Raw genomic sequence first — 26071 nt, forward strand, 5'->3', positions numbered from 1 at the left:
TGGCATGGGTTGCGGGAGCTATGTAATTATTATAGGCGGGTTGTATCTTAATATCTTACTAAACTATTTATCGAACTAATACGAGCAGCTTCCTTCCGCTTATTTGAAAGTTTGGGAATTAATCTTGGCTAGAAAGAAAATATTAACTGTAGTGGGTGCAAGGCCTCAGTTTGTAAAGGCTGCTGTGGTAAGTCGTGCTCTAGCAGAATGGGGTGAAAATCAAGAGGTGCTTCTCCATACAGGGCAACACTTTGATGACAACATGTCGGCGATTTTTTTTGATGAGCTTGGAATCCCTCCCCCTACCTATAATCTTGGTATAGGAGGCGGTAGTCATGCGGCTAATACAGGGCGCGCAATGGAGGCTATCGAGCGGGTAATTAACGTTGAGTTGCCCGATTTCGTCCTTGTGTACGGAGATACGGATTCGACTCTTGCCGGAGCTCTGGCAGCAGCAAAACTCTCTGTGCCGATAGCGCATGTCGAGGCTGGCTTGAGGTCTTTTAATCGCCGGATGCCAGAGGAGATAAATAGAGTTCTCACCGATCATCTCTCGGCTGTATTGTTTGCGCCATCAGAGGCGGCGGTTATGAATCTTAGTAACGAAGGAATTCGAGGGGAGCGGGTGAGGTTGGTGGGGGACGTAATGTTCGACGCAGTCAAGTTGTTTGGAAAAATAGCTGAACAGCGGTCGAGTATTTTGGATCGGTTAGAGTTGCAAAAAGGCGGCTATATACTCGTTACACTGCATCGACAAGAAAACGTCGATGACCCAAAGCGCTTAGCCTCTATTATTCAAGGACTCTCACGTAGCCAGAGGCCTGTGGTGTTTCCACTGCATCCCAGGACTCGAAAACGTATTACCGAGTTTGGGATTGAATTGGATTCCCCTATACGGGTAATTGATCCAATAGGATATTTGGATATGATGTTACTAGAACGGAATGCCAGGGTAATTGCTACAGACAGTGGGGGTGTGCAAAAGGAGGCCTATTTTCATGGTGTCCCTTGCTTGACGTTACGTGACGAGACTGAGTGGGTTGAGCTTGTTGATATTGGCGTTAATCGGGTAGTGGGAGCCGATTCCAATGCTATAGGAAAGGCGCTGTGTGAGCATGAATTCGATTTTGCTCCTACCAATATTTACGGATCTGGGGTGTCGGCAGAGGAAATAGTTGGTTATATGATGCGTGCGATGAATAATGATTGAAACGAAACCGGCTAACAACATAGTGTTCCTTGTGCATTACTTCCCGCCCATCAATAGTTCGGGAGCAAAACGGGTGGAGGCAATGGCCAAGTATTTTGTGCAAGCAGGCCGAACCGTTACGGTTGTGACAACACGGAAGTCGGCAGCGGACGGTGCCTTTACAGAATTATTTCCCACAGGTGTGAATGTCTTGGAACTCGATTGGCTTGGACGTGTTGGCAAGTCAGTTGCGGGAAACAATGCCTACGAGCCGATGTATACAGGCAAGCCCAGTATAAAAAGGAGGATCAAAGGATTAGTAATGCGGTGGTTTGGGCAATTACCGGATCCCCGCCTCCCATTTGCCTTCGGCTTTCTTAGCCCATTTCTTGATCCTGCTGCCCGCCGTGCCCTTCGGTCTGCAAGCATCATAGTCGGCTCCTGTCCGCCATGGCCGATGCTGTTAGCAGCCCTGTTTGCCCATTGGCGTTTTCGTAAGCCAATTGTTTTGGATTATCGTGACCATTTTGGCGATTGTCATGAAATGCCGGGTTCAAAACGCGCGAAGTTCGTGGAACGATATGTGGATAAAGCATTGGCTATTAGGGCAGATGCCTTGGTTACTATTTCCGAGCCGATGGCCAAGTACTATTCACAATACAATCAGAATGTTACTGTGATTATGAACGGCTACGACTCAGATGCCTTGGCCGAAGCGAAACGCAGTTGTGGCTGGAGGCCACGGGAGGAAGGCCATTCTTTGGTCGTTCGATATTTTGGAATTATTTCTCCAGGCCGAGTGCCGAGAAATTTTCTATTGGCACTTTTTAAAACTCAGCAAGGAGGAAGATGTGACGTGGGTGCGGTGCGATTCGAGTTTTACGGAAACTGTGCCGTGCTTGAGAACGCTTTAAGAGAGAACTACCCATCCTTGCTCCCCATGTTTGTTTTTCACCCTGCGGTACCTTATAAGCAAGCGCTACAATTAATGGTCAGTTCCGATTATCTTATTTTTTCCGAGACCTCATCTAAAGATTCTCTGAGTGCCCAAGGTATCTTGACCACAAAATTATTTGAGTATATTGGATCCGGACGTCCCATAATCGCCGATATTGATCCGACTACCTTGGCAGGCTCGACAATTTTAGCTGCCGGTAATCATCATTTCGTTTCAGATCGAACTGAAGATTTTGAACATCTTCTCCTAGGCGAAGAGTTTTGGAAGCCAGCCTCTCCCATAGTTAGCTCTTTTGGGATGACACTATCACGTGCATTACAAGCGCAGCAATATCTGCATGTATTGGATTCCCACTGTAAAGGAAGCTAGTCTAATTCACCCGTAATCGTTCTCGCTGTGGTAAAAAATTTCCAACATATGGATAGGCTTGCCATTATTACACCTTAAAGTATACATTGTGGTTTTTATGAGTATGGTGGAAAAATTGTTACGCCACAAATTGCTGGGATTTTGGTCCCTGCCAGTTTTCATTATCTTTTTTATCATACCTCAAGCGTTCTTCGCTGCGCTTGGCTATGGTGATTATTTGTCTTTATTAATTCTCATCATTGCGCTTGTATCAATAGGTGGGTATTTATTTGGGGGGGGCATAGCACTCAGTATATTTCGAAAACGTATTTTGCATATTGATGGATGGCGGTCGATTATTTTTCATTTTCTTTTATTTCTATATTTATTTTCATATCTTTGTTTGTATATGAAATATGGTGGCGTGCCGTTTATTGATATGCTCGTTCGGGGAGGGAATTCCGACTTGATGCGAGCGGATTTCTATAAAAATCAGGAAGGGGTCTGGAAAGTTTTAACTTATTTCATATCAATTCTCAGTAAAGGTTTTCTCCCATTTGCAATAATAATTCTTTTTTGCATAAAGCGTCGAGTAAGTTTCTACCTCTACTTATTTGCATTTACGTTTATTTCGATTTCGGCGCTAGAGAAAGCTCCCGTGGTGTTCACTTATATCCCACTGCTATTGTTTACTTTTTTCAACGGGTACAAGAAATCGTTCATTATGTTTTCTTTTATAGCGGTCTTGGGATTTTCGTCAGTCTCGTTCGTAGCGCTTGGAAGCGATTTGGCGTTAAATGGAAATATTCAGGAAGGCCCAACCTATCTCGTTAGTTCAACGCACTCCGAGTCGCCTAAGCATGCACTATATACCCCTGCCCTTCCTGCAACAAAAATCAATGTTTCTTTGGCGGACGAGAAGAGCTATCAATTTTTATTCTATAATTTAGATAGTGGTAACAAAGTTGAGTACCTTATTAATAGGCTGATCTGGATCCCTTATGTTACGGTCTATGATACGGTATTGTATTGGCAGGAGAATTACAAGGGGTATGTATTTTTCTCCGTTAACCGCTATCTATCTATGTTGTTTGGCGATCGTTTTGCGGATCTTGAGAGACAGGTTTTTAGATTCCAGTTTGGCTCAGGAGAGGATACAACGGGCAATGCAAATGCGTCTTATATGGCTGAAGCGTACGTTGGATTTGGATTTCCGGGGATTATTATTTTTTCGTTTTTAATAGGAATGATTTTTGGTGGCACAGTAAGGACAGGAGTGTTGCCATTTATATATTCATTGCCAGTTATCGCTTTGGGGCTAATTAGCGCTTCGTTACTATCGACTCTCTTCAGTGGTGGGCTAATATTTTTTGTGATTTTTGTTTTCATTTTTAGCACACGCTTAAACCCGAATTCTGCGAATTATGCACCCAGAAATGAAATGCGATCCGAAATATAGCATTTTCTACACACAAATCAACTCCCAGACGGAAAAACCTAGTAATGAGCAACGATAACTATCGAATTTGTACCCATTGCATAATGGATACCAGTGATCCGAATATTGGTTTTGACGATCGAGGGAGGTGTGATTATTGTGTCAATTTCGAGCAGAATATTTTACCCGCTTGGCATACGGATCAGAGAGGTGAGAGTGAGTTGCTAGGGATAGCGGAAAAAATAAAAGCACAAGGCAAAGGAAAAGACTTCGACTGTATTATTGGGTTAAGTGGTGGTTTGGATAGCTCATATTTGACGTATGTTGCAACAAAAAAAATGGGGCTGAGACCTCTTCTTTTCCATGTTGATGCGGGTTGGAATACTGATCAGGCCGTTGGTAATATCGAGAAGCTTGTCGATGGCTTGGGGTTGGATTTATATACTGAGGTTATCAACTGGGAAGAGATGAAAGATTTGCAGGTCGCTTTTCTCAGATCACAAATTGCTGATCAAGATCTGCCACAAGATATTGCGTTCTTCTCCATGCTGTATAAGTTCGCGAAGGCGCATAAAATAAAATATGTTTTGACTGGCGGTAATTTTTCGACTGAATGTTGTAGGGAGCCAGAGGAATGGGGTGGCTATCTGGGTATTGATAAAACCTTAATCCACGATATACACAAGAAATTTGGTAAACGTCCTCTTAAAACATTTCCAATCGTCGACATACTGACTTATAAGCTTTACTACAAATATATTTTGGGTATGGAGGTCGTCAGGCCCCTGAATCTTGTTCCCTATATAAAAGAGGAAGCCGAAAAGGAGTTAGGGGAGCTTTTTGGTTGGCAGAAATTCCAGCATAAGCATCATGAGTCTCGATTCACTCGTTTTTACGAGGATTATTGGCTCCCTCGCAAATTTGGGTATGAGAAGCGGCGTGCTCACTTTTCCAGTCTTATCATGACAGGGCAAATGTCACGAGAGGACGCGTTGGTTCGTATCTCTAAGCCGGAATTGGATGAGCATTTTCTATCGCAAGAGTTTCGGTATGTGGCTAATAAGCTTGATTTATCTGAGATAGAGCTTCAGGAAATTTTCGAGGGTGAGAATAAAACATATAGAAATTATAAGAATAAGAAGTTTTTGATTGGGTTGGGTGCTTCGGTTATGCGATGGATAGGTTTGGAGAAGAGGTTCTTCAGGTGATAACAATCATTGATTATGGCTTAGGTAATATTTCTGCTTTCGTTAACACATACAAACGGTTGAATGTGGCTGTATCCGTTGCCAAAACTTCGGGCGACCTTATGGGTGCTACTAAGCTTATTCTGCCTGGCGTTGGTGCTTTCGACTACGCAATGTTACTTCTTAAACAATCCGGTATGCATGACGCCGTTAATGAGTTGGTAACTAGGCGGAAGGTGCCTGTCCTTGGGGTTTGTGTTGGCATGCAAATGCTTGCTTCTTCGAGTGAAGAGGGTTACTTACCCGGCTTGGGATGGATACCAGGCAGAGTGAGGAGGTTTGATGTGTCGTTGTTGCCTTATAGCACTCACTTGCCCCATATGGGTTGGAATGATGTTAAGCCGCTGGGTAGTACATCATTGTTTGCCCATCTAGAAAAGGACGCGCGTTTTTATTTTTTGCACTCGTATTATTTTGAGTGCGAACAGCGTCAAAATGTCTTGGCGCAAACCATATACGGCGACAGTTTTACCTGTGCAGTGAATCATGAAAACGTGTACGGTGTACAGTTTCACCCTGAAAAGAGCCACCATTTTGGCGCTCAGTTGCTAAAAAATTTTTCGGACTTATAAGCGTGCTGCGACCGAGAGTTATTCCATGTTTACTAGTTAGTGACAAAGGCCTAGTAAAAACCGTTAAGTTTGCGAATCCGAAGTATGTTGGGGATCCCATCAACGCGGTACGAATTTTCAACGAAAAAGAGGTCGACGAGCTTATTGTCCTTGATATTGACGCTACGGTTAACGGTGTAGGGCCGGATCTTAAAATGATAGAAAGGCTTGCTGCCGAGTGCCGGATGCCGCTTTGTTATGGCGGTGGGGTTAAAACGGTGGAGCAGGCAAGAGTCATTGTGGGTTTGGGGGTTGAGAAAGTAGCGATTAGTTCAGCAGCGCTTGATAACCCACAGTTAGTGGCTGAAATAGCCAAGGAGTTAGGTAGTCAAAGTGTGGTTGTGGTTTTAGACGTCAAGAAGAAAATGTTTGGGGCCAAGTACGAGATTTGGACGCACAATGGGAAGGTAAATACCCACAAAGGTCCCGCCGAGTTTGCAAAAAAACTGGAGGCACTTGGCGTTGGCGAAATTGTGCTTAACTCGATAGATAACGATGGGGTCATGAAAGGTTATGACATGGGCCTAGTGCAAGGGGTCAGAAGCGTGACTACCGTACCCATGTCGATTGTGGGTGGGGCGGGTTCCTTGGCCGATATCGGTGCGCTGATAAAGAAATTTGGCATCATAGGGGCTGTGGCAGGAAGTTTTTTTGTATTTAAGGGGGTTTATAAAGCTGTCCTTATAAGTTATCCAAGCCCAGTGGAAAAAGAAAAGCTTATTCTTTCTTCATGCCCTCACATTTCCAGTAACTGATGTTATTTAGAATAGGTAAACCATGTTGGAAACTAGTGCGAAATTGTTAATTACGGGAGGGACAGGCTCGTTCGGTAATGCCGTTCTTAAGCGATTTCTTAATACGAACTTGGCTGAAATTCGCATTTTTAGTCGTGATGAAAAGAAACAAGACGATATGCGTAGGCACTACTCTAGTTCGAAGATCAAGTTTTATATTGGCGATGTGCGTGATTACCACAGCGTTCTCAACGCGACTCGTGGGGTCGATTACGTCTTTCATGCCGCTGCGCTAAAGCAAGTACCTTCCTGTGAATTCCATCCTATGGAAGCGGTAAAGACGAATATCCTTGGCGCAGAAAACGTGTTGGAAGCTGCTGTTCAAAACAGTGTAAAGCGTGTGATTTGTCTTAGTACGGACAAAGCAGTCTATCCGATTAACGCCATGGGCATTTCCAAAGCCATGATGGAAAAGGTTATGGTTGCTAAATCGCGTAGCGCCGACGACAGTAAAACGATTATCTGCGGTACTCGTTACGGTAACGTTATGGCCTCGCGAGGCTCGGTCATACCTTTGTTTGTCGAGCAGGTTCGTGCCGGTATTCCGCTGACAATTACCGACCCGCACATGACACGCTTCATGATGACGTTGGCGGATGCCGTTGATCTGGTTTTGTACGCGTTTGAACATGGTAATAATGGGGACCTGTTCGTACAGAAGGCGCCGGCTGCTACAGTTGAGACTTTGGCTAAAGCATTGACGCGCTTAATGGGTAAATCCGATCATCCAATTAATATTATTGGCACTCGCCACGGAGAGAAGTTATACGAGGCCTTACTGAGCCGTGAAGAAATGGCTTCAGCTGAAGACATGGGTGCCTACTTCCGTGTGCCCCCTGATTTGCGCGATCTGAATTACGGTAAATACGTTGAATATGGCGAGGAGAAAATTTCGCGTAGCGAAGATTACAATTCGCACAACACTCAGCGTCTGGACGTCGCAAGCATGGAACAATTATTACTTAAACTTGATTTCATGCGTGCTATTCAGCGTGGCGAGCGCGTAGCGCCTGAGGAGTGATCCTATGAAGGTGCTTATTACGGGGGCGGATGGTTTTGTTGGGAAAAATCTGGTCGCGCATTTGTCTGAGCGTGATGATATCGATGTATTCAAGTTTACGCGTGCAAACAGCATAAATCAGCTTAATGATTGGCTGCCTCAGGTCGATTTTATTTTTCATTTGGCGGGGGTAAACCGTCCATTGGATCCAGTAGAATTCGAAACGGGTAACGTGGACTTTACTCGTACACTTTGCGAGGCGATTGCTGCTACAGGCAACCCAATCCCTGTTTTATATACATCTTCCAGCCAGGCGGAATTGGACAACCCCTATGGTGTAAGCAAATATGGCGCTGAACGAGCCTTGCTTCGACTTGCCTCGATTAGCGGCTCAAAGGTGCATTTACTACGTTTACCCAATGTGTTCGGAAAATGGGCACGCCCCAATTATAATTCGGTGGTTGCTACCTTTTGTCATAATGTAGCGCGTGGCCTTCCTATCCAGATTAATGACCCGTCCGCCAAAGTTACACTAGTTTATATCGACGATGTGATTGCACATTTCGTTGAAGCAATGGACGGTAAGGTTGCTGGAGATAGTGCGATCGCGGTCCAGCCTCAGTACACCATAACGGTGGGTCAGCTGGCTGATCAATTGGCCGTTTTTCGTGATAGCCGGACCACATTGGTTACTGATACGGTCGGAATTGGTCTGACGCGGGCGCTTTATGCCACCTATATAAGTTATCTACCGCCCGAGCGCTTTTCGTATCAGGTACCCAAGTACAGCGACCCGCGAGGCGTATTTGTAGAAATGTTAAAGACCCGGGATTCTGGGCAATTTTCTTTTTTTACTGCACATCCAGGTATTACGCGCGGCGGCCACTATCATCATTCAAAGACAGAAAAATTCCTGGTTATAAGGGGTAAAGCGCGCTTTGGATTTCGTCATATCGTAACGGGTGAATCTTTTGAGCTTTGTACATCTGGCGAAACTCCGGAAATTGTGGAAACAGTGCCAGGCTGGACTCACGACATTACGAATATAGGTGAAGGTGAAATGATTGTGATGTTGTGGGCCAACGAAATTTTTGATCGTGCCCGTCCTGATACTTATGCGTGCCCGGTGTGAAATGAAGAAAATGAAAGTAGCTACTGTGGTGGGAACCCGACCGGAGATCATTCGGCTGTCGAGGGTAATCGCCAAACTGGATCAGTATTGTGATCATGTGCTAGTGCACACAGGGCAAAATTATGATTACGAGTTAAATGAGATTTTTTTCCAGGATCTAGGTATACGCAAGCCCGACTTTTTTTTAAGTGCTGCCGGTGCTAGCGGCGTCGAAACCATAGGCAATGTCATCATTGCTGTGGATAAAGTATTGGCCGATATACAGCCGGAAGCTCTATTGGTACTGGGCGATACCAATAGCTGCATGGCCGCTATCTCTGCTAAACGGCGGAAAATCCCGATTTTCCATATGGAGGCTGGCAATCGTTGCTTTGATATGCGCGTGCCCGAAGAGATTAACCGTCGAATAGTTGACCATACGGCTGATATAAACCTGACCTATAGCGATATTGCGCGCGAATATTTATTGCGTGAGGGCTTGCCGCCGGATAGGGTGATTAAAACGGGTAGCCCGATGTTCGAAGTGCTTGACTATTATCGTGAGGGTATTGATGGGTCAGATGTTTTGAGCCGTTTGGAACTTGAAGACCGTAAATTCTTTGTGGTTAGCGCTCATCGCGAGGAAAATATTGATTCGGATAGAAATTTTCTTAAGTTGGTTGATGTGCTCAATACGGTCGCTACCGAATATGATTACCCGATCATTGTTTCGACTCATCCGCGCACTCAAAAGCGTATTGATATGTTGGGTGTTCAGTTTCACGAACATGTACGTTTGCTTAAGCCGCTGGGATTCAAAGACTATAACAAGTTGCAGGTAACGGCCAAGGCAGTGCTCTCCGATAGCGGTACTATCTCTGAAGAGTCTTCAATCCTTAATTTTCCCGCGCTGAATATTCGTGAGGCGCACGAACGTCCCGAAGGTATGGAAGAGGCGGCGGTAATGATGGTGGGGCTAGAGACCGAGCGCATTATGCAGGCCTTACAAGTTCTTGATAGCCAGCTTCGTGGTGAGGAGCGTTCTTTGCGTTTGGTAACTGATTACAGCATGCCGAATGTTGCCGAAAAGGTCGTGCGAATTATTCATAGCTATACTGATTATGTGAATCGAGTAGTTTGGAAAAAATAAATTGAAAATAGCTTTAGTGACACAGTATTTTTGGCCTGAGTCCTTTGTTATTAACAATCTGGTTAAAACGTTGGTGATGCAGGGCCATACCGTCGAGGTCTTTACGGGTAAACCTAATTATCCCGATGGTGCTGTTTTTCCTGGCTACATAGCACATGGCTGTATTAATGAGTCTTTTGAAAGTACGATTCCGGTGCATCGGGTACCGTTGCGTCCACGAGGGTCTGGTGGCGCCAAAAATCTGTTTTTGAACTATTTATCTTTTGTCTTTAACGGGCTGTGGTATTTTCCGCGAATGTTCAAAGGGCACTCGTTTGATGTGATTTTTGTATTTACTTTATCACCGATCACTTCGGTTATTCCGGCGATTTATCTAAAGTGGAAGCTTAAAAAACATCTAGCGATCTGGGTACTGGATCTTTGGCCAGATAGCTTAAGTGCAACTGGGTTTATTCGTAATAAATTTATATTATGGATGGTGGGCTGCTTGGTACGTGGTATTTACGCATGTGCCGACACCATTTTGGTGCAGTCGTATGCTTTTATAACATCTGTGTCGCGTTACGCTAATCCGGACAAGCTTGTTTATTACCCCAGCTCTCATTTGGATGTGGGTATACAGCCTCTGGAAAATACTAGCGTACCAACTGAATTGTTAGCTATGCTGAGCAGTTGTTTTTGCCTTGTTTTTGCGGGAAATCTGGGAACAGCACAGGCCGTGGAAACGTTGGTCGGTGCTGCTATGCGTTTAAGCCATTTGCCGGACTTCAAGTTGGTGCTGGTGGGCAGCGGAAGTATGTCAAATTGGCTTGAGCAGCAGAAGGCAGAGCATGGCTTGGAAAATTTGGTGTTGGCTGGGCGCTTCCCACCGGAAGACATGCCACAGTTTTTTCAACGTGCTAAAGGGCTGTTAGTGTCCTTGAGACGGGCCGAGATATTTGCTCAAACCGTACCGGGAAAGGTTCAGTCGTATTTGGCCGCGGGCCGGCCTATTATTGCCTCGCTGGATGGCGAAGGCGCCCGTATTGTAGATGAATCGGGTGCGGGGCTGAGCTGTCCTGCTGAAGATATCGAAAAGCTGGTGGCTTGTATCGAGCGTCTGTATAACTTATCGCCGGTAGAGCGGGAGTCTATGGGCCACGCGGGCCGTGCTTATTTTCTTGAACACTTTGAAATGACTAAGCAAAGTCAACGGTTGATCGAAATATTAGAAGCCCGGATTAGTCAATAGGTCCCGTTTAGTAAGGCATGGTAGTGGATATACTGTTCCCGGCTTGTTTGATAGCGTATTTGGCTGTTTTGGCTTTGTCTATTTACGCATTTAAATAAGAATTATTTTTTGGAACACGCTTATGACGCTGTGGTGGCTATTTATTAGTGCGGCCGGCATTTCTTTGGTTTTTACTGGTGTCATTCGTCGCTATGCACTGGCCCATAGCGTTATGGATATACCTAATGAGCGTAGTTCTCATACCGTTCCTACCCCTCGGGGCGGGGGTGTGGCCATTGTTGTTAGTTTTTTGTTTTTGCTTATTTCTCTGGGCGCTGCCGCATATGTTGCTTGGGTTTATGTATTAGCCTTGCTCGGCACGGGGGCATGGGTCGCTTTTATTGGCTTCTTAGACGACCGGGGCCATATCCCGGCAAAGTGGCGTTTGTTGGCCCATTTTGTCGGGGCCGCGTGGGCTCTGTATTGGCTAGATGGTTTGCCATCCATTGCGGTTTTTGGCATAACGCTAAATTTGCATTGGATCGGGCCTATCCTGGCAGCGTTTTATCTGGTCTGGATGTTAAATCTGTATAATTTTATGGATGGCATCGATGGTATTGCCAGCATTGAGGCTATCTGTGTTGCATCGGGCGGCGCCACACTTTACGTTGTTATAGGCCACTCTCAAGCGGCAGCAACGCCTGCATTACTTGCTTTTGCGGTGGCAGGGTTTTTGGTTTGGAATTTTCCGCCAGCCAAGATTTTTATGGGCGATGCAGGTAGCGGTTTTCTTGGTATGGTGTTGGGCGTCTTGTCTTTGCAGGCAGCGTGGGTTGCGCCGCAGTTATTGTGGAGCTGGCTGGTTTTGTTGGGGGTGTTTATTGTGGATGCGACCCTAACCTTGTTTAGGCGCCTGCTTCGCGGTGACAAGGTGTACGAGGCGCATCGCAGCCATGCCTATCAATACGCATCACGTAAATACGGTAGACACCTGCCAGTGACTTTGGCTGTTTTGGTCATTAATATTGCGTGGCTTTTTCCGATAGCGTACTTAATCGCCGTTGGCATTCTGGAAGGCGTGATAGGAATAGTGGTCGCTTATATCCCTTTACTTGTTATTGCTGTACTGCTTCGGGCGGGGCAACTGGAAGTATTGTCAAAGAATTAATAATTAAATATAAAACACCTGTCTTGATGCCCGAAGTTAACTAAAATAGCGGTTGTTAACACTTAAATAGACTTTAACAGCATGCGAAAGAGTAAATTGGTGGTTGTTGGCGCGGGCGGCCATGGTAGGTCCGTTGCGGAAGCAGCCATGCTCGGCGGTTCGTGGCAAGAAATCGTATTTGTAGATGATGCATTTGCGCAGCAAAAATCATCTGGACGATGGCCTATTGTTTCAGATACGGCACATTTGCATACCGTAGTCTCGGCTGGTGATAACGCGGTCGTTGCCATAGGTAATCAGGCGACGCGGATGCGGTTGTTTCAACGATTGGCTGATCTTAAAGCCATGTTGGTGACGGTTATTCACCCCAATGCATGGGTTAGTGCCGACGCAGCGGTTGGGGCTGGCACGACTATTATGGCCGGCGCCGTGGTTGGTACGCATGCCACGGTGGGGTGTGGTTCAATCATTAATGCTAATGCAACAGTGGATCATGATGTCTGTCTGGGCGAGTTCGCGCATCTGGGCGTGGGTGTTTCGTTGGCTGGGGGCGTTGTTGTGGGGGATCGTGCCTGGCTGCAGGCTGGGGTCAGTGCTGGGTATCACGTAAAGGTTCTGCCTGATTCGGTCATTGAATCAGGCGCTGCATTGAAAGTTGATCTTTGATTACACTAGGTGTGTGACGTTTGGGTAGGTGCTGTGGGATGCTATCGATTCATACCGGAATACGGTTGTATTTTGAACAATAATTTGATGAAAGGTAGTTTGCTGTCATGGCTTTAAGTACCGGGTTTCGCTCTACGCTTGTATTTCTGTTTGATGTGATGGCCGTGATAGTGGCATGGGCCGGAGCCTTCTTGATTCGCTTTAATTTTGACTGGCCGATTCCCTTTGATCATGCCATTTGGCTGGGGGTTTTGCCTTTGGTATTGGCACAGCTCATTGCTTGCCAGTGGGCCGGTTTGTATCGAGGCATGTGGGTTTTTGCCAGCCTACCCGATCTTAAACGGGTGTTAAAAGCCGTTTTTATTTCGGCGGCAGTATTGTTGTTATTTACTGTCTTGACGCGCGATTATGTGCTGATCCCGCGATCCATTGTCTTGTTATACCCCTTGTTGCTGTTGCTTATTATGGGGGGCGGGCGCGCCGCCTGGCGTATGTGGAAAGAGCACCGCCTATATGGCAATGTACGTGGCAAGGGGAAGCCGGTTGTGGTAGTCGGAGCGGGCACTGCGGGGGCCATGCTGGTGCGCGAGTTGGGTCGTAGCGCAGAATGGCAAGTGGTTGCGTTAGTGGATGATGATCAGTCTAAATGGGGGCTTGAAATTTCCGGTCGTCGGGTTGAAGGCGGTAGCGACAAATTGGTGGAGATACTACAGCATTACAACGCCAGTCATGTGATTTTGGCCATGCCATCGGCCAAGGCCGAGGCCCTGCAGCGGGTCACTAGAATTGCCAGCGAAGCGGGTGCGCACTTGTTTACGGTACCTGGGCTGGGCGAGCTAATGAGCGGGCGGGTAGCGATTAACATGATGCGTCCGGTAAAGATCGAAGACTTGCTTGGGCGTGAGTCGGTGCATATCGACAATGACCATGTACAGGCCATGCTTACCGGTAAACAGATTCTGGTAACCGGGGCTGGCGGGTCAATTGGCAGCGAGTTGTGCCGGCAGTTATCCCGATTTTCGCCTGCCTGTATTGTGTTGTTTGAATCCAGTGAATTCGCGCTATATATGATTGAACAGTGGTTTGCGGAGCATCGCCCCGAAATAAAAATTCTTGCGTTGGCCGGTGATGTAAAAGATGTGCAGCGATTAACCGAGATTTTTACGGACATGCACCCCGACGTGGTATTTCATGCGGCAGCTTACAAGCATGTACCTCTGATGGAAGTGGACAATGCGTGGCAGGCGGTGCGCAACAATGTGCTGGGTACCTTGAATGTGGCAGCGTGCGCACAGCGTTTTGGGGCCGAGCGTTTCGTGTTGATTTCTACCGATAAGGCGGTGAATCCGACCAATGTGATGGGTGCCACCAAACGGTTGGCCGAAATGGTTTGTGAGGTATTGCACTGCCAAGGAAACGGTAATGGTGCGCGGTTTCAGATGGTGCGTTTTGGCAATGTGTTGGGCAGCACTGGCAGCGTTATACCCAAATTTCAAGCCCAAATTGCCCACGGCGGACCGGTTACGGTTACCGACCCCGAGATCACTCGTTATTTTATGTCCATTCCCGAGGCGGCTCAGTTGGTGCTGCAGGCTGCGGCGATGGGGAATGGTGGCGAAGTGTTCGTGCTGGATATGGGCGAGCCCGTCAAAATCGTCGATATGGCGCGCAACATGATTCGCCTTTCAGGGTTTACGGAAGACGATATCCGCATCGAGTTTACAGGGCTGCGCCCTGGCGAAAAACTGTACGAGGAACTATTGGCTGATTCTGAAGAAACGTTGGAGACTCCCCACCCCAAGTTGCGCATTGTTCGTTCGCGTTCGGTGCCTGCAGGTTTCTATATGGAATTGCAAGAATGGCTGGCGGGTTTGGATCCAGTGCCAGATGATTTGGTTCGCCACCAGCTGAAGCACTGGATTCCTGAATATGAGCCGATGAAAGCCTAGGAAAATTAGAATAGCCTTCTATTTTGTATTATTAAGAACCTTTAAACATTTGCCGTATAAACACAATAAATATACCTAGTATTCCTCCCAAAATAACTCCTAAGGCCAATACCAACGTTTTCTTAGGCTTGATAGGATCTTCGGGTGCCGTGGCGGCTTGGTCAATAATGGCCACTGATAAGTGTTGCGGGTTCAGATCTATGCTTTGCAGTAGTGCTTGTTTTTTAAGTAAGTTGGGCAGTTCGACAATGTATGGGTCGTCGCTGGTGCGTTTTTCCAACAAGTTGAGCTCGGCTTGCAAGGCTTTGGCGCCACGTAAATACATGGTAGAACCTGTATATGAGGTAATCAGATTGCCGGTGATGGATGGATTTTCAAGGCCAATAGACTCGGCCAGAGTCAACGCTTCTTTCAAGCGGGCTATGTCATTTTGACGATCGACTTTGGCATTTTTGCGTAGTATGGCAATTTGGTCTTGAGTGCTTTGAAGACGTAGATGGATAGCGCTGCTTAAATTATTTAGTAGTTGTTTTTGTGTCGCCTTAAGAGCTATTTGCACATATTGGTTAGCCCAGTTAGAAATAGTTTCCGGATTTGTGCCTTCCAGCGTTAATTTCATGCGGCCGCCGTCTTCCGGTTTCTTGGGTAGGTTTATGACCAGTTCTTTATTGAAGCGCGTCCACAAAAGTTCTTGTGTGGCGCGGTCTCTGGCGTTGGACTTCGCAGGTAGATAGGTGTTGGTAAAGAACTGTTGACGCAAGGTCGTTGATGCCACGTGGCGCAAAAATGTATTGTTCGACTCTTCCGAAGTGAGTATGGGCACGGCGTTATCGGTACTCCCATTCGCTCCACCAGTATTCCCAGTGTTTCCAGTAACTCCAGTAACTGCTGGCCCAGAAAGCTGGTTGGCCATGTTATAGCTGGCTAGGTCGCTTGACGTGGGCGGCAGGGTTTGTACTTGGGTTTCATATATGGGTGTGCTTAAAAATGCGTAGGCTGCCGCAATACAGGTAACTATTAGCGTAGTTAGAACAATTAGCAGCTTGGATGCCCAAAGTGTTTGCACCAGTTCACGCAAATCGATTTCGTCTGATGGGTAAGTTTGGGATACGTTTTGTTCCACGCAATGCTCCGGTGCTAGGTTGGTTGAGAGAGGTGGCACCCACGAGGGGTGCCGCTACAAAGACGTCCGACGTGGATTTTCACAGCTGAAATATTAACCGATACGGCAGGAACGGCGCCAAACTACCCGGTGACTCATTGAGGAAATTACGAAACATAAATGTCGCCGATGCTAGGCCAAACACACAGAGGGCTAGTTTGACTGGCCGATCCAGCTTTTGGCCGGAGGAACCGTACGCGCACAAAATAGCAAGAGGCACGACAAAACCTAGAAGGTCCAGCAGCCGCACACCGGCATAAGACACCTGAACGGTCCCGAAAAATAGTATAGAAAAACCTATACTCAGGCTCAGAAGCCTCATGCGCAGATCTCTTGGCAACTGCCCTCGCCAAACCCCGCACAATAGGATAGCCACCCCAATGATGCTGGATAAGCCGCTCAAATGGGACGGGGCGGCAAAATTTGTGTATGAAGCCAGCCGAAGCGACAAATAACCGGCCGAGACTGCAACGATCAGTGTCACTAACACCGCAGCAGACAGCAGAACTCCTAGCACCAACTTTCTTGACCATGGCCGCAACGCCGCCACCAGGAAACCCAGCGAAAACGCCAACGAGTAATGGCACAGCAGTCCGGCTACACCCAATGCACCGACCCCAGGGCCGAACGTCCGCGACCTGCGGAATTGCTGCACCGCCAACAGCAGCAGGATAGATGCAAGGCCGATACGCAGGGCATTCATCGTGTAGCTAAAAGAAAAGGCCGGCATGAATACTGCCAGCAGAAAATACTGTTCATCCTCATCCGCGCGGTATACATATATCCACAGCAGCAAGACAGCCACGGCCGCCACCGCTCGAACGACCATCGCATCGTTGGCCAGGAACCATTGCAGGCACCGCATTAGCAGGGCAAATAGCGGCTCGACGCCTGCCAAACTCGGGCCTGCACGAAGAGCAGCCGAGATCCCTTGGTAGGTGATCGTATCCGTTCCCGTGGGCCCGCGCAATATCGCAATGGCGCCTATAACCAACACCGCCAGGGCACAATAGACCTTGCCCCGCTCTCGGTCCATGCGCGATCCCGCCAGCATCGCGTAATTGAATAGCCATCCGGCAATGTAAATCATCGGCTCACCTGCTATGCCTGTGTTGCCAGCTTTCGCACAGGCGATTGAGGAAGACTGTCGTCCGACGCGGCAAGCAGTACGTCGCTACGCCTCGCAACAAGCCCGCCGTCGCTATCAAGCTGAAATCATAATGCTTCAAGATCAGCAGAATTCGACTGCGAATCTGGGTTTTGCGCTTACGGCTGGATATACTGTCCGGGTCGATGATGTACTCAATGAGTGCGCATGGCAGATTATCTGTACGATACTTGCCTACAATTTTGAAAAACAAGGCCAGATCCTCCGCGGCCGGGTATTCGGTTGGATAGAAACCCACGTCCTGCAGCACCCGGGATCGCATCAAGATTGATGGGTGGACAAACGGCGAATTCAAAAAAATCTTCCGTCGAATGGATGCCGAATCGACGGGGGGTCGCGACGTGAAGAGCGGCTGCCCCTGTGGGTCAACATAATTCGCCCAACTCCCCAGCAACGCGCAATCCGGATGCGCTTGCATAAAGGCATGTTGGCGCGCCAGGCGGTCGGCGATGCAGCGATCTCCGCAGTCCAGCCGGGCAATATAAGGGTACTGATCGACGCAGCGTTCCAGCCCGGCATTCAGGGCATGTTCAATGCCCTGGTTTGCCGGTAAAGTAATCAGTTCAATCGACAGGGCGCCATCATACGAAGACAGTACTGAAGCCGCAGGGTATTTCGCGCTGCCGTCATCTACGATCCACACATCGGGCCGCAGGCTCCCTGCCTCGACCGAGGCCAGGGAGTCCAGCAAATCGTCGCCCGCATTGAAATACGGGATCAACAGGCAAACATCCGATCTGGGCAAAAGCAGAATCCTGAAAACTAGGGTGGGGGGCTCTGAGTTGCAAGCTGGGTACGTCGATATGTGATGTAGCCCAGGATGATCCGTAGGATCAGCATGAGCGATTCGGTACACAAGACGCAAAACGCCACATTGTAGGCTGACAAAGCCCCCATGGTCCACACACTGCCTAGCAGCGTTATATGCACCAGGCCCGCTGCCACGAGTGTGTGGTTGGCGATATGGGGTCGCCCTAGCGCGGCAAACAAGGGGTAGCCCAGTACCATCCCCAGCGTCGATACCGGCACAGTTGCAAGGAAAACGTATAGTACAGGGACCGCCGACGCGTAGGATGCCCCAAAAGCCAGTTGCACAACCTCTGGGGCGAACCAGGCAATAACCCCGCAGCCGGCTACCATGACGCCCGTCATGGTCGGCACAATTTTCCATAGGACCCGCACATCGCGGCTATTAGCCAGCGAGGGGTACAAGGCTTGGCTTACCGGGCCTCCCACGCTTTGGCCCGCCTTATAGATCTGTTCGACCGCGGTGTACAGGCCGGCCTGCATCAGCCCTGCAGCGCCGATCACAATGGCGTTGGCAGACGTATACGCGGCAAAGGCAAGCCGTCCCCAGAAATACCCGGCCGTGTCGCGTAGGACTTTCAGTCCGCCATGCAATGACATACCCATGGGGTGATATCCCAAGCTGTGCATGGTGTACAAACCAATACCCATTCCCAGACCATTGGCCAGGGCCAGCGACGCCAGCACCCAGACCCCATCGCCCGCCTGTCGGACCAGTACGAACACCGACACCATGAATGCCAGGCGCACCGCTACCATGTAGAACGCATAGGCCTTCATGTGTTCCAGCCCCTGGAATAGCCACACGGGCTGGTAGGCCTGTGCCACTACCGTGAGCCCGGCAAATATGAATAATGAGGGATACGGCCGATACGCCGGCAGGCAGGCTAGGGCGAACAGGGCCAGCAAGGCGCCCGCAACCAGTAGGATCTTTGCGCCATGAACATCGGCGATGATCTGCTGTATCTTGACTGCCTGGTCCCGATTCAGGGACACCTCGTAAGTCGCCGACACGGAAAACCCATAGTCGGTCAGGGTAAAGGCCAACTGCGTGGCCGCCATCACCGCCATGACCGCACCGTATTCGGATACCGGCAGAACCCGGGTCAGAAACGGGATGATTGCAAGGTGGGCGATATAGGTACTGATCTGGTAGGAAAATAGCCAGCCGGTGTTTCGCACCAATCGGTAACGCAGGAGTTTATGCAGTATCGATTTCAACGCTAGTACGCGCCTTTGCGTTTCAGTACTACGTTAATCGTCTTGAACAATATGGCAATGTCGTTCCATAGGGACCAATTTTTAACGTACCATGCGTCGAAATATACCCGGGTCTCGTAATCCACGTCGTTGCGCCCGCTTACCTGCCAAAGGCCGGTCATCCCAGGGTTGGCTAGTAAATAATAGTCAACGTTCTCCGCGTATCGTTCCAGTTCCTCATCGATAACCGGCCGTGGCCCCACAAGGCTCATCTCGCCTTTCAGAATATTCCACAGTTGCGGTAATTCGTCCAGGCTGGTTTTGCGCAGGAAAGCACCAATAGGTGTGTTGCGTGGGTCGTCTTTCAGTTTGAAGTCTTTTTCCCATTCGGATTTGGCTTGTGTATCGGTGGCGAGCAGTGCGGCTAGCGCCTCGTCCGCGTTCGTGACCATGGATCGGAATTTAAGGCATTTGAATTTACGCCCATTGCGCCCCACTCGCTCGTGGCGGTACAGCGGGCTGCCGCCGTCGCGTGCGATAAGTATCGCCAGGGTTATTAATAATGGCGACAGCAGGATGGCGATAGTCAGCGAGCCTAGAATGTCGAATATTCGCTTTTGGATGCGTGCCGTTAGTTTGGTCAGGTTGTTGTTGATTCTAAGGATGAGCACTTCGTGGCTGAAGATGAACGACATGTCGGTGCTGTTTAGTGGTATGCCTCGCGTGGTCGGGATGACCGATACCGAGCGGCAATCGCGCACAGTAAGATTTTTGATCCATAGTTCGCGTTGTGCTTCTTCTTCGTATTCCACCGCTACGAAAAATTGGGTGTGTCGCGGGTCGATGCTGGCCCATAGCAGTGCTTCGTCGCTGATGACCGGTACATTGAACAGAGAATCCGGGTGGTGTTTGCCGTTGGCAAAAAAGTATTGCACATCAAAGCCAAGGTCTTTTTCGCTTTTAATGGCCAGATAGGCGTCTTTCGCGTTTTTGCCGGCGCCAATGATCACGCTTTGTTTTTGCCATAGCCCGAATCTAAAGAGCGCCTTTTTGGCCCAGTATCGTGCCAACGGCAACAACACTATGATAAAGGACCATGCAAATACCCAGATATATCTGGAAAGTTGCCATTTGGAAAAGGCGACTATGGCCAGGTCGATAATGGCAAAAATAGCGATAGTGCGTAACGATTCTTTTAATTCGAACCAGAACGGCTTTCGGTAGGTGTAGTGGCGCAGGCGCACGGAGAACCATGCGATGCATGCCAGCGAAAGCAATAGATGCGCCACGAACCGGGATTCAACTTCGCCTTTGGGTATATAGTTGTACAGGTTGCCCCAAAGCAGGTAGACCAGGCCGGCGGAAAGGAAGAGCCCGGCATTGAAAGAGATGAAGTCGGCCGCCGCCAGTATGGTTGCCGCCGGGAATGCGGCTTTACGAGTTGCTTTCATCGGGCCTTGTCAAGATTTTGGTTTGGGATATAGCCTTGGGTGTAGCCGGTAGTTTAGTAGGCTTTTGCTCAGCTTATACTATCGCGACTTTAGAATTGGTGTATGGGCGCTGTTCGCCGATAACTCTGGCTGATTTACTTTTCACCACAAAATAAATACTTTATAACTATGAACGAAAGCGCTTTAGACAATAGATTTCTGTCCTTGACGGTTTCTTTCGCGGTATTTCTGTTTTTTTCATGCATGCTGGCGGTGCCTGTCGGCTACACCGTCGGTCCGGCGATTCTGTTAATAACCAGCGTGTATGTCTTGAGCAAACGGCCGCGTCTGGATCTTTCTTACGAAGATAAACGGCTTGTTTACCTGCTGCTGGTGGTTTTTCTGGTGGCGCTGTTTATGTATGTCTATCATGCCAATCGGGTTCGCAGCCTGGACTTGCCCAGCCGTTATGTGTTGGCGGTGCCGGTTTTGTTCATGTTGCTGGGTAGGTCGCCGCGTCTGTCGTGGTTATGGGCCGGGTTGATCACAGGTTGCGTGTGTGGTGCGGCGCTGGCGCTTTGGCAGGCGGTGGCATTGGGCCTACATCGGCCTTCGGGTTTTACCGGCGTTATTCAGTTTGGCGACTTGGGTTTGGCGATGGGGGTTTTCTGTGTAGCCGGGTTGTTTTGGGCGGCAACGCAGGCGCGGTACGCGCGACAATGGCAACTGGCACTGGTGCTTGGCGCCGTTGCGGGCGGGTGTGTTTCGGTTATATCGGGAAGCCGCGGAGGCTGGATAGCGCTTCCGCTGGTACTTGTGCTATTTCTTGTGGCGTTTTTGAATAGGCAGAATTTGGCGCGCGCGATGGGCTTGGTGCTTGTTTTGTGTGCGGGTTTGGCGATTCTGGTGGTAACTGTACCAAGTTTAAAAACACGTTATACCCAAGCCGTATCGGACGTGCAAAAGTTTGACGATGGTGTTGCCGACACATCGATAGGGGCGCGGCTGGCACTCTGGGATGCTCTTTTCATAATGATTCCGCAAAAGCCTGTTCTGGGCTGGAGCGAAAAAGACTACCACATTGAACTTAAGCGTCTGGTGGCAGAGAAAAAGGCCAAACCCGTGATTTTGCAATTGGCTAATACCCACAACAATTATCTGGAGCTTTGGGTCTTTCAGGGTTTCATCGGCCTGCTGGCCGTTTTGGCCTTGATGTTTGCTGCGTTCTGGTCTTTTTGCCGGCGATTGAGATCAGATAATATGGCCGTGCGGGTGATGGCCGTGTGTGGCGCCTCTTTGCTGGCCTGTTATGCCGTGTTTGGCACGTCGCAGGTTATTTTAGGTCGCAACAACACCTTGCTATTCTTTTTGGTCTCGTTGGTGGTGTTTTGGGCCTGTATGCGCCGCGAAGAAAACAAGGATCGCCGCGCTCTAACATAGCGAGCCCGGCCATTTCCCTACCTATGCATATACTTCATATTACCGAGGCGTTGGGTGGGGGGGTCCTGAATGTTGTCCAGCAGGTGGCAACGCGCCAGACGGAGGCCGGCTTGTCGGTGACTGTGGCTCATTCAGTGCGTTTCGATACTCCCGACGAGCTTGTTTTATCGGAAATGTTCCCCAGCCCGATACGTCGGGTTATCGTTCCGATGGCCACGAACGTTGCCCCCTATCAAGATATGAAAGCGGTGTGGCGCCTTGTACGCGTTATCAGGAAGCTGAACCCTGACGTCATTCATTTGCATTCGTCCAAAGCAGGTGTTTTGGGCCGGATTGCTTGCCGGTTGGCCGGGAAACGGGAGCGTTGCTTTTATAGCCCCCATGGGTTTTCGTTTTTGCGAAAAGACGTTAGCGGGTTCAAACGGGCGCTTTTTGTATTTTTTGAGAGGGTAGCCGGGCGTTTTGGCGGGACGACGATTGCGTGCTCGCCAAGCGAACTGCAGTTGGCGTTAAACACGGCCCGGCACCGCGGAGCCGTTTTGGTTGAAAATAGCATGCCGGCAGGGTTCTCAGGTGAAGCAACGGGAAGCGCCGGGACGGATTTTGTCGTTTCAACTTCGGGCCGTATTTGTTTTCCAAAAAATCCGTCGGCGTTTTGCGACCTTGCGCTTGCTTTCCGAAACGATTCAGTCAGCTTTTTGTGGATCGGCGATGGTGAGCTTAGAGCGCAACTATCGTCGGGGGGCAGCCTTCCGGATAATCTGAAAATAACCGGGTGGGTATCGAGAGGCGAAGCGATTGATTATCTTAGGGGTTCAGACTTATTTGTCATGACGTCCCTGTGGGAGGGGATGCCGCTGGCCCTGATTGAAGCGCAGGCGCTGGGCCTTGCCGCAGTTGTTCCGGATGTTGAGGGTTGCAAAGACGTTGTGATTGACGGCGTTACAGGTTTTGTTTGTGCGGATGTGGCTGATATGAAGAGAAAAATCAGCTTGCTGAAATCGGACGCCGAGTTACGCAAAAGGATGGGGAAAGAGGCGCGTGAACAGGCCTTTAAGCGGTTTTCGCCCGAACGCATGCATCAGGAACTGATGGCTGTTTATGGGCTGCCTTGCGGGGATCGCTAGTTAGCTCTTAGAGGTGTGTAGGGGCAGCCCTTGTGGCTGCCATTTTTTTACGTAATGATGGCACCCACAAGGGGTGCCGCTACAAAAGCTGGTGTTTTGGGGCTGAGGGGTCGCTGCGTGGTTTGGTGATTTTAGCGCTGGGCTTTTGGGGGCGGGATTGGGGCGGGTGGCAGCCACAAGGGCTGCCGCTACAAAAACGTATCCGTCGCGCATGTAGCGGCACCCCTTGTGGGTGCCAGGTTTGTTGCTAAACCCTAATGGTTTTCCCTCTAAATCTAAATAAACATATCAAAATACGTCGAAACATTTCATACTCCGGTTGTCACCAACGTGACTTTTCTATCTACCGGAGGAAACAATGACGATTCAGTCTATATCGATGTTGCCGTTGGACGAAAGTGGGGCCCAGGCAGCGGATGGAAGCAGACGTTTGGCGCACACGCCGTTGGCGTCGAGGTGTTTGTGGGGTGTGGTGGCGGCGGTCGGCCTGTCGTGCCTGGGGTTTGGCGATATTGCGGCGGCCAAGCCGCTGGCCGAAGGCGAGCATAAGCGCAAGGACGAACCTTTATCGGTGGTGATGTGGTCGCCGCCACCCGACGAAGCGGAGCTGATCATGACGGAGGCGCAGTGGGGAGATCCCGGTGCGCCTTTTGTTTTCTCGGGCGACACCTTGCGTACGGGAGGTTCGTTTGAATCGCGCCGCGACATCGGGATTGGATCGCAGGCGTTGATTAATACCTATGGCGATTCGGTCCTGTATTTAAGCGGCACGGTTCGCAGTGAATCCGGTTCGCGCCAAAGTCTGGCCAAGCTGGGGGCGGGCGCACTTTGGTGTTATCGGGGGCAAACACTTACGCGGGCAACACCTTGCTGCTGCAAGGCGGTCTGCACGTGGCTAGCGACAGTGCTTTGGGCGCGCCGTTTGGAACGCTGCATGCCAATACGGGCACCGTCTTGAGTTATGCGCCGGGTGTGACGGTGATGAATGGCTTGCAACTGCAGGCAGTGGATATAGGCACGCGCGTGCCGGCCGGTTCGTACTCGACCGTGACGCCGCTTGATTATGCCGATAGTGTGCAGCTAATGGTCAATAGCGGCGAGGCGACTCAGCTGGGTACGATGGCGGGCTCGGCGCCTTTGGTCAAGCAGGGGGCGGGGCGCCTGCGTCTGGGCGGCGATGTGGCGGCGTATTTCGGTACGGCGACCGTCAACCAGGGCACGCTGGCTGTGGACCGGTATTTTTCGGGATCGGTGCAAGTCAATGAGGGCGCGCGGCTGCAAGGGACAGGCGTGGTGGGGCCGACGACTATTCAGGCCGGTGGCGTTTTGGCGCCGGGAAATAGTATTGGCGCGTTGACGGTGCAGGGCGATTTGGTGTTCAAGCCGGGCGCCCGTTTCGAGGTGGAGGCCACGGCACTGGGAGCGGCGGATTTTGTGCAGGTGACGGGCCGCGCCTTGCTTGATGGCGATCTGGTAGCGCTGGCGCAGGCAGGCGATTGGCAGGCCAGCACGCGCTATACGGTGCTGCGTGCCGAGCAGGGTTTGGACGGCAGCCGATTTGCGGCGGCGAGCAGCAATTTTGCGTTTTTAACCCCCACGTTGGCGTATGACGATGAACAGGTGTTTTTAACGCTGGCACGCAATGACACGGCGTTTGACGAGGTGGCGCAAACGCCTGTTGAAGATGAGGTGGTCAAGGCCTTGGAGGCCGAGGACGGCGCCGTAGCGCCGGCGCTGTACGACAAGGTGGTGGTGCTGGATAGGCTAGGAGCGCGGCAGGCATTTCAACAGTTGTCCGGGAGTTGGGCGGCGTCGGTGCGATCCGGTGTGATCGACGATAACCGTTTTATTCGGGAAGCGGTGTTCGAGCATGCCCGTCCTTTGTGGCCGGCAGGCGAGGGTGTGTTCGGGTCTACGGGGCCGAGTGGGCGGGCGTCGGAAGCGGCGCCCGGGTTCTGGAGCCATGCGTTTCATTCTTCGGCCGATCGTGCGGGTTATGGCGGTACGCCGGCGGATCACCGCGATATTCAGGGCGTGGTGCTGGGTGCGTGGCAACCGGTAGGCCGGAACTGGAGTCTGGGTGGGTTCTTCGGCGCGCAGCAAAGCCATTTGTGGCGCGATGCCGCCATGGCCGGGGCGCGCATTCGTAGTGTGCATGCGGGCTTGGCTTTGGCGGGCGAGGAGGGCAACTGGCGTTATACGCTGGGTGCAGTGCACACCTGGCACCGCGTTCAAAGCCGTCGCACGGTGGCGGTGGGAGGGCTGAACGATGGGTTGCAAAGCGCCTATGGAGCGGGCGCAACGCAGGTGTTTGGGGAGGTGTCGTGGCCGTTCGGTCTGGGTGGCTCGGGCTCTCGTTCAGCCTCTGTGGCTATCGAACCTTTCACGCGTTTGGCCTGGGTGGATGTCCGCACGCAGGGTTTTGCCGAGCAAGGCGGTGCGGCGGCGTTGGATGTGCGGCCGGCGCATCAGTCGGTGTTGTTTTCTACGTTGGGGTTGAGGGTTACACAGCCGATTGAAACGGTAACGGGGGCTGCCCAGGTGCATGGTCTGCTGGCGTGGCGCTACGCCAGTGGCGATGTGGCTTCGGTTTCGCGGCAAAGTTTTAGAGGCGGCGCCAGGCATGTGGTTTTCGAGTCCGAAGGCCAGCCTGTTGCGCGCAGTGCCTGGTTGTTCGAACTCGGCCTCCAGGCGCGTTTGGCCAAAGGCGTTGATGTGGGCATTGCCTACGCCGGCCAGTTCGCCCGTGGTTTGCAAGACCACGGTGCTAGGTTAAGTTTGACCTGGGCGTTTTGAGGGGCGGGTGCGTTGTAGCGCCACCCCTTGTGGGTGGCATTTTTACGCAATAACCTGAATCCCGTTTAACAAAAATGCCACCCACAAGGGGTGGCGCTACAA

21 protein-coding genes are annotated in these 26071 nt (G+C 50.3%); 16 read left to right on the top strand and 5 right to left on the bottom strand.

Going from position 1 to position 26071, the window contains the following annotated elements:
* The first annotated feature begins 124 nt into the window (after positions 1-124).
* The 13 genes from wecB (EDC26_RS07950) to EDC26_RS08010 all read left to right on the top strand — a co-directional run bounded on the left by wecB (EDC26_RS07950) (position 125) and on the right by EDC26_RS08010 (position 14839).
* Positions 125-1210: a non-hydrolyzing UDP-N-acetylglucosamine 2-epimerase gene (wecB, locus tag EDC26_RS07950; protein ID WP_132581263.1), complete on the top strand. Its 1086-nt coding sequence runs from the start codon at positions 125-127 to the stop codon at positions 1208-1210.
* Positions 1203-2516, top strand: a complete 1314-nt coding sequence (locus EDC26_RS07955) for a glycosyltransferase (RefSeq protein ID WP_132581265.1) — start codon at positions 1203-1205, stop codon at positions 2514-2516. Before wecB (EDC26_RS07950) ends, EDC26_RS07955 begins: the two co-directional genes overlap by 8 nt.
* A 97-nt stretch (positions 2517-2613) precedes the next feature.
* Positions 2614-3954, top strand: coding sequence for a hypothetical protein (locus EDC26_RS07960; RefSeq protein ID WP_132581267.1), 1341 nt, complete (start codon positions 2614-2616; stop codon positions 3952-3954).
* A 44-nt stretch (positions 3955-3998) separates the two neighbouring features.
* Positions 3999-5141 carry an N-acetyl sugar amidotransferase gene (locus tag EDC26_RS07965; RefSeq protein WP_132581269.1) on the top strand — a complete coding sequence of 381 codons (1143 nt, stop codon included), beginning with the start codon at positions 3999-4001 and terminating at the stop codon, positions 5139-5141.
* The gene (gene hisH / locus EDC26_RS07970; protein WP_132581271.1) at positions 5138-5752 is read left to right on the top strand and encodes an imidazole glycerol phosphate synthase subunit HisH; all 615 of its coding nucleotides are present in this window, start codon (positions 5138-5140) and stop codon (positions 5750-5752) included. The genes EDC26_RS07965 and hisH overlap by 4 nt, the downstream gene beginning before the upstream one ends.
* A gap of 2 nt (positions 5753-5754) precedes the next feature.
* Positions 5755-6546 carry an AglZ/HisF2 family acetamidino modification protein gene (locus tag EDC26_RS07975; RefSeq protein ID WP_132581273.1) on the top strand — a complete coding sequence of 264 codons (792 nt, stop codon included), beginning with the start codon at positions 5755-5757 and terminating at the stop codon, positions 6544-6546.
* Between the two features lie 22 nt (positions 6547-6568).
* Positions 6569-7606 (top strand): polysaccharide biosynthesis protein, encoded by a 1038-nt coding sequence (locus tag EDC26_RS07980; protein WP_132581275.1) that lies wholly within the window; start codon positions 6569-6571, stop codon positions 7604-7606.
* 4 nt (positions 7607-7610) lie between these two features.
* On the top strand, positions 7611-8717 hold the full coding sequence (wbjC, locus tag EDC26_RS07985; protein WP_132581277.1) for a UDP-2-acetamido-2,6-beta-L-arabino-hexul-4-ose reductase: 1107 nt from the start codon (positions 7611-7613) through the stop codon (positions 8715-8717).
* Position 8718: 1 nt separating this feature from the next.
* Positions 8719-9846 (top strand): non-hydrolyzing UDP-N-acetylglucosamine 2-epimerase, encoded by a 1128-nt coding sequence (gene wecB / locus EDC26_RS07990; RefSeq protein WP_132581279.1) that lies wholly within the window; start codon positions 8719-8721, stop codon positions 9844-9846.
* 1 nt (position 9847) lies between these two features.
* Positions 9848-11077: a glycosyltransferase family 4 protein gene (locus tag EDC26_RS07995; RefSeq protein ID WP_132581281.1), complete on the top strand. Its 1230-nt coding sequence runs from the start codon at positions 9848-9850 to the stop codon at positions 11075-11077.
* Positions 11078-11198: 121 nt separating this feature from the next.
* A complete protein-coding gene (locus EDC26_RS08000; RefSeq protein ID WP_132581283.1) occupies positions 11199-12224 on the top strand; it encodes an MraY family glycosyltransferase in 1026 nt (341 codons plus the stop codon).
* 81 nt (positions 12225-12305) lie between these two features.
* Complete coding sequence (locus tag EDC26_RS08005; RefSeq protein WP_132581285.1) at positions 12306-12890, top strand: acetyltransferase; 585 nt, start codon at positions 12306-12308, stop codon at positions 12888-12890.
* Between the two features lie 107 nt (positions 12891-12997).
* Positions 12998-14839 carry a polysaccharide biosynthesis protein gene (locus EDC26_RS08010; protein ID WP_132581287.1) on the top strand — a complete coding sequence of 614 codons (1842 nt, stop codon included), beginning with the start codon at positions 12998-13000 and terminating at the stop codon, positions 14837-14839.
* A gap of 31 nt (positions 14840-14870) precedes the next feature.
* On the opposite strand, the gene EDC26_RS08015 is transcribed toward EDC26_RS08010, so the two are convergent.
* The 5 genes from EDC26_RS08015 to wbaP form a co-directional block, all read right to left on the bottom strand.
* On the bottom strand, positions 14871-15962 hold the full coding sequence (locus EDC26_RS08015; RefSeq protein WP_165930956.1) for an LPS O-antigen chain length determinant protein WzzB: 1092 nt from the start codon (positions 15960-15962) through the stop codon (positions 14871-14873).
* A 79-nt stretch (positions 15963-16041) separates the two neighbouring features.
* Positions 16042-17091, bottom strand: coding sequence for an EpsG family protein (locus tag EDC26_RS08020; RefSeq protein WP_132581291.1), 1050 nt, complete (start codon positions 17089-17091; stop codon positions 16042-16044).
* A 4-nt stretch (positions 17092-17095) separates the two neighbouring features.
* Complete coding sequence (locus EDC26_RS08025) at positions 17096-17914, bottom strand: glycosyltransferase (RefSeq protein WP_165930957.1); 819 nt, start codon at positions 17912-17914, stop codon at positions 17096-17098.
* Between the two features lie 17 nt (positions 17915-17931).
* Positions 17932-19197 carry an oligosaccharide flippase family protein gene (locus tag EDC26_RS08030; RefSeq protein ID WP_132581295.1) on the bottom strand — a complete coding sequence of 422 codons (1266 nt, stop codon included), beginning with the start codon at positions 19195-19197 and terminating at the stop codon, positions 17932-17934.
* A gap of 2 nt (positions 19198-19199) precedes the next feature.
* Positions 19200-20627 carry an undecaprenyl-phosphate galactose phosphotransferase WbaP gene (gene wbaP, locus EDC26_RS08035; protein WP_132581297.1) on the bottom strand — a complete coding sequence of 476 codons (1428 nt, stop codon included), beginning with the start codon at positions 20625-20627 and terminating at the stop codon, positions 19200-19202.
* Positions 20628-20831: 204 nt separating this feature from the next.
* On the opposite strand from wbaP, the gene EDC26_RS08040 reads away from it, so the two are divergent.
* From EDC26_RS08040 to EDC26_RS08055, 3 genes are all read left to right on the top strand, one after another.
* Positions 20832-22046: an O-antigen ligase family protein gene (locus EDC26_RS08040; protein ID WP_165930958.1), complete on the top strand. Its 1215-nt coding sequence runs from the start codon at positions 20832-20834 to the stop codon at positions 22044-22046.
* Between the two features lie 23 nt (positions 22047-22069).
* The gene (locus EDC26_RS08045; protein WP_279432680.1) at positions 22070-23173 is read left to right on the top strand and encodes a glycosyltransferase; all 1104 of its coding nucleotides are present in this window, start codon (positions 22070-22072) and stop codon (positions 23171-23173) included.
* Between the two features lie 891 nt (positions 23174-24064).
* Entirely contained in the window at positions 24065-25969 is a 1905-nt protein-coding gene (locus EDC26_RS08055; RefSeq protein ID WP_132581305.1) for an autotransporter outer membrane beta-barrel domain-containing protein, read from the top strand.
* The last annotated feature ends 102 nt before the right edge of the window (positions 25970-26071 follow it).

It is taken from the genome of Paralcaligenes ureilyticus, from assembly GCF_004346225.1.
In the GTDB taxonomy this organism is placed as follows: Bacteria; Pseudomonadota; Gammaproteobacteria; order Burkholderiales; family Burkholderiaceae_B; genus Paralcaligenes; species Paralcaligenes ureilyticus.

What these genes read in the sequence shown, in the direction of transcription:
- EDC26_RS07955 (WP_132581265.1), top strand. Translation starts at nt 1,203, where the DNA reads ATGATTGAAACGAAACCGGCTAACAACATAGTGTTCCTTGTGCATTAC.
- EDC26_RS07960 (WP_132581267.1), top strand. Translation starts at nt 2,614, where the DNA reads ATGAGTATGGTGGAAAAATTGTTACGCCACAAATTGCTGGGATTTTGG.
- EDC26_RS07965 (WP_132581269.1), top strand. Translation starts at nt 3,999, where the DNA reads ATGAGCAACGATAACTATCGAATTTGTACCCATTGCATAATGGATACC.
- EDC26_RS07980 (WP_132581275.1), top strand. Translation starts at nt 6,569, where the DNA reads ATGTTGGAAACTAGTGCGAAATTGTTAATTACGGGAGGGACAGGCTCG.
- wbjC (WP_132581277.1), top strand. Translation starts at nt 7,611, where the DNA reads ATGAAGGTGCTTATTACGGGGGCGGATGGTTTTGTTGGGAAAAATCTG.
- wecB (WP_132581279.1), top strand. Translation starts at nt 8,719, where the DNA reads ATGAAGAAAATGAAAGTAGCTACTGTGGTGGGAACCCGACCGGAGATC.
- EDC26_RS08000 (WP_132581283.1), top strand. Translation starts at nt 11,199, where the DNA reads ATGACGCTGTGGTGGCTATTTATTAGTGCGGCCGGCATTTCTTTGGTT.
- EDC26_RS08005 (WP_132581285.1), top strand. Translation starts at nt 12,306, where the DNA reads ATGCGAAAGAGTAAATTGGTGGTTGTTGGCGCGGGCGGCCATGGTAGG.
- EDC26_RS08010 (WP_132581287.1), top strand. Translation starts at nt 12,998, where the DNA reads ATGGCTTTAAGTACCGGGTTTCGCTCTACGCTTGTATTTCTGTTTGAT.
- EDC26_RS08020 (WP_132581291.1), bottom strand. Translation starts at nt 17,091, where the DNA reads ATGATTTACATTGCCGGATGGCTATTCAATTACGCGATGCTGGCGGGA.
- wbaP (WP_132581297.1), bottom strand. Translation starts at nt 20,627, where the DNA reads ATGAAAGCAACTCGTAAAGCCGCATTCCCGGCGGCAACCATACTGGCG.
- EDC26_RS08045 (WP_279432680.1), top strand. Translation starts at nt 22,070, where the DNA reads ATGCATATACTTCATATTACCGAGGCGTTGGGTGGGGGGGTCCTGAAT.